Below are 3,834 nucleotides of genomic sequence, written 5' to 3' on the forward strand. Positions count from 1 at the left end.
CGCCTCCGCGACGCCGGGCAGGGAGACCAGCGGGGCGAGGGGGTCCTGGGCGCGAGTGTTCACCCGGACGAGGTTACCGACCCGTGGGCGACCGCCGCCCCGCGCACCGCAATCCGCCGACACAGGCGGCCAAGACCCGGCTCAACCGCTGTCTAGCTGGTGTAATCAGCAGTACCTCAGGGTGCTCCCCGGCCCCGCCCCCCACCTCGACCCCCCGGAGATCCCGTGACCCTCAAGGACCAACTCGACGCACTGCTGGACGCGACGGCATTCGATTCGACTGGGACCAAGATCGGCGCGGTCCGCCAGGTGTACGTGGACGACGCCAGCGGCAAGATCACCTTCGCGACCGTCTCGACCGGCATCTTCTCCTCGGACGCCATCGTCCCCCTCCATGGAGCGCGGCTCCTCGACGACGAGCTGCACGTGGACCACACCCGTGCCGTCATCCGGGACTCCCCGCGCCCCGATCACACCGAAGACGCCCTGACACCGGAACAGGAGGTCAAGCTCCTGGAGTACTACGGGCTCGAGGCCCCGGAGAAGACGGGGACCCCGGGCACGAAGCCGGCCGGGGAGAAGCCCGCCGGAGAGAAGTCGCCCGGGAAGACCGCGCCCGGGAAGACGGCGCCCGGGACCGTCGGGACGTCGCCGGGCGAGGCGCCGAAGGGCGCGGGGAAGACTGCGACGACGACGTCACCCGCCACCGCGGTGGGCGACGGCCCCGACAACGCGAGGGCCGAGACCCCGAAGAGTGCCGGCGCCACCCCTGCGGAGGGCGGGGAGACCGGCGAATCCGCAGGCCGCGAGCCGAGGTCCTGACCCCGCCTCCCCCCGCGTCCCCCTATCGGGTGTGTTGCGAAACACGGCACCAGGTATGTGACTACGCTCACAGAAACCGGTCCGGTCGTTTCCGCCGTGTCGACTCCGGCCGCCGTGAACACATATTCCGAGAGAGAGCCGCTGATGACCGATCACGACCACACCCAGACCTACGCCCCCGACCCCGACTTCACCGCACAGGCCAACGCGCAGGCCGACCTCTACGACGTCGCAGCCTCCGACCGACTCGCGTTCTGGGACGAGCAGGCACGGCGCCTGGACTGGTCGACCGAGTGGTCCGAGGTCCTCGACTGGTCCGACGCCCCGGTCGCCAAGTGGTTCGTGGGCGGCACGCTCAACGTGGCCCACAACTGCGTGGACCGCCACGTCGAGGCCGGCAACGGCGACCGGGTGGCCATCCACTGGATCGGCGAGCCCGAGGACGACGCGCGGGACATCACCTACGCCGAACTCAAGGACGAGGTCAGCCGCGCGGCCAACTACCTCAGCTCCCTCGGGCTGGTCGCCGGCGACCGGGTGGCCATCTACATGCCGCTGCTGCCCGAGGTCTACATCGCCATGCTGGCCTGCGCACGCCTCGGCCTGACCCACTCCGTCGTGTTCGCCGGCTTCTCGCCCGCCGCCCTGCGCTCCCGTATCGACGACGCCGAGGCCAAGCTCGTGATCACCGCTGACGGACAGTTCCGTCGTGGCAAGCCGGCGCCGCTGAAGGCCGGCGTCGACGACGCGCTGGCCGGGAATCTCGAGGGCGTCGACGGGCACGCGAAGTCCGTGCAGAACGTCCTCGTCGTGCGCCGCACCGGCCTGGACGTCGAGTGGACGGAGGGCCGGGACGTCTGGTGGGACGAGGTGGTCCCGCAGCAGTCCACCGAGCACACGCCGGAGGCCTTCGACTCCGAGCACCCGCTGTTCCTGCTCTACACCTCCGGGACCACGGGCAAGCCCAAGGGCATCGTCCACACCTCCGGCGGCTACCTCACCCAGGCGTCCTACACCCACCACAACGTGTTCGACCACAAGGCCGGCCAGGACGTCTACTGGTGCACCGCGGACGTCGGCTGGGTCACCGGCCACACGTACGGCGTGTACGCCCCGCTCTCGAACGGTGCCGAGTGCATCGTCTACGAGGGCACCCCCAACTCGCCGGACGAGCACCGCCACTTCCAGATCATCGAGAAGTACGGCGTCACCATCTACTACTCGGCGCCGACCCTCGTGCGGACCTTCATGAAGTGGGGCGCCGAGATCCCGGCCGCCCACGACCTGTCCTCGATCCGCCTGCTCGGCTCCGTCGGTGAGCCGATCAACCCGGAGGCGTGGCGCTGGTACCGCGACAACCTCGGCGGCGGCAAGGCACCCATCGTGGACACGTGGTGGCAGACCGAGACCGGCGCGATCATGATCTCCCCGCTGCCGGGCGTGACCGAGACCAAGCCCGGTTCGGCCATGCGGCCGCTGCCCGGAATCGACGTGGCCATCGTGGACAGCGACGCCAAGGAGGTCGGCGCGGAGGAGCAGGGCTTCCTGGTGCTCACCGAGCCGTGGCCGTCCATGCTCCGCGGCATCTGGGGCGACATGGAGCGCTACCGCGACACCTACTGGTCCCGGTTCGCCGAGGAGGGGTACTACTTCGCCGGTGACGGCGCCAAGTGGGACGCCGACGGCGCGCTGTGGGTGCTGGGCCGCGTCGACGACGTCATGAACATCTCCGGTCACCGCATCTCCACCTCGGAGGTCGAGTCCGCCCTCGTGGGTCACCGCGCGGTCGCCGAGGCGGCGGTGGTCGGCGCCAACGACGAGACCACCGGTCAGGCGATCGTCGCCTACGTGATCCTGCGCGGCAACGTCGACGCCGAGGAGGACCGGCAGAAGCTCATCGACGAGCTGCGGGCCGAGGTGTCGCGGGAGATCTCCCCGATCGCCAAGCCGCGCGACATCACGATCGTGCCCGAGCTGCCCAAGACGCGGTCCGGGAAGATCATGCGGCGCCTGCTCAAGGACATGGCCGAGGGCCGCGACGGCGGGGACACCTCGACGCTGTCGGATCCGACCATCATGGAGCAGATCAGGGAGAAGGGCACGCGCGGCTGACCGGGTAGCGGGTGAAGGCAGCCACGTGTCGTGGCACGATGGACGACGGTGCATCCGTCGCCTGACAATGGAGGAACAACCGTGAGCCACGCCCAGGGAACCCACTCGCCGACCGAGGCATCGATCCCTCTGCACGACGCGGATTCGATCGGTCGGGGCGACGCCAGCATCGGGACCCTGGTCAAGAACGCCACGACGCAGGTGTCCACTCTCGTCCGCGCGGAGATCGAGCTCGCGAAGACCGAGGTCACCGAGCAGGTCAAGAAGGCGGCCACCGGGTCGGGCTTCTTCGTCGCGGCGCTCGTGCTGCTCCTCATGTCCTTCTTCCCGTTCGTCTTCATGTGGGCGAAGCTCATCTCGCTGTGGTTCGGTACCAAGTCGTGGGACTGGATCGGGTTCCTCATCGTCTTCGTGGTGCTGGTGCTGCTGGCGGCGGTGTGCGGGCTGCTGGGTTACCGCAAGATCAAGAAGATCCGTAAGCCCCAGCGCACCATCGACTCGGTGTCCGACCTCAAGCTGGCCATGCCCACGGGCGCCGAGCCGCGGCCCGGGACGGTCCGGGTCACCGAGACGCCCCAGCCCGCCACGCGCAGCTGAAGACGCCAGCACACCGGCCGCCCGACCCGTCGATCGTCAGGATCGACGGGTCGTGGCGGCATCGTGACGTCTCGGCCAACGGCATCCGCCTGCACGTCGCCGAGGCTCTCCCGCCCGACACCGTCCCCGGTGAACTGCCACCGCTGGTGCTGATGATCCACGGCCTGGGCGGCATCTGGTGGACCATGCGGGCGCCCGTCGTCGCGCTGGCCGAGGCCGGTTTCCACGCCGTCGCGGCGGACCTCCGCGGCCACGGGGACTCCGACAAACCACCGCGCGGCTACGACGGGTGGACGCTGGCCG

General features: G+C 69.8%; 4 protein-coding genes. All 4 read left to right on the forward strand.

All coding sequences use genetic code 11. The annotated features are described in order from the left end of the window. Positions 1-225: 225 nt before the first annotated feature. Positions 226-822 (forward strand): PRC-barrel domain-containing protein, encoded by a 597-nt coding sequence (locus tag G6021_RS11755; RefSeq protein ID WP_182617637.1) that lies wholly within the window; start codon positions 226-228, stop codon positions 820-822. A gap of 144 nt (positions 823-966) precedes the next feature. After that, positions 967-2,934 (forward strand): acetate--CoA ligase, encoded by a 1,968-nt coding sequence (acs, locus tag G6021_RS11760; RefSeq protein WP_182610671.1) that lies wholly within the window; start codon positions 967-969, stop codon positions 2,932-2,934. An 81-nt stretch (positions 2,935-3,015) separates the two neighbouring features. Next, positions 3,016-3,531, forward strand: coding sequence for a phage holin family protein (locus G6021_RS11765; protein ID WP_179524416.1), 516 nt, complete (start codon positions 3,016-3,018; stop codon positions 3,529-3,531). Further along, positions 3,528-3,834 (forward strand): alpha/beta fold hydrolase (locus G6021_RS17365; protein WP_182641355.1); only part of this gene is annotated, 307 nt, incomplete at its 3' end. The genes G6021_RS11765 and G6021_RS17365, both read left to right, overlap by 4 nt.

The sequence above is a fragment of the Dietzia sp. CW19 genome (genome assembly GCF_014145265.1).
Lineage (GTDB): Bacteria > Actinomycetota > Actinomycetes > Mycobacteriales > Mycobacteriaceae > Dietzia > Dietzia natronolimnaea.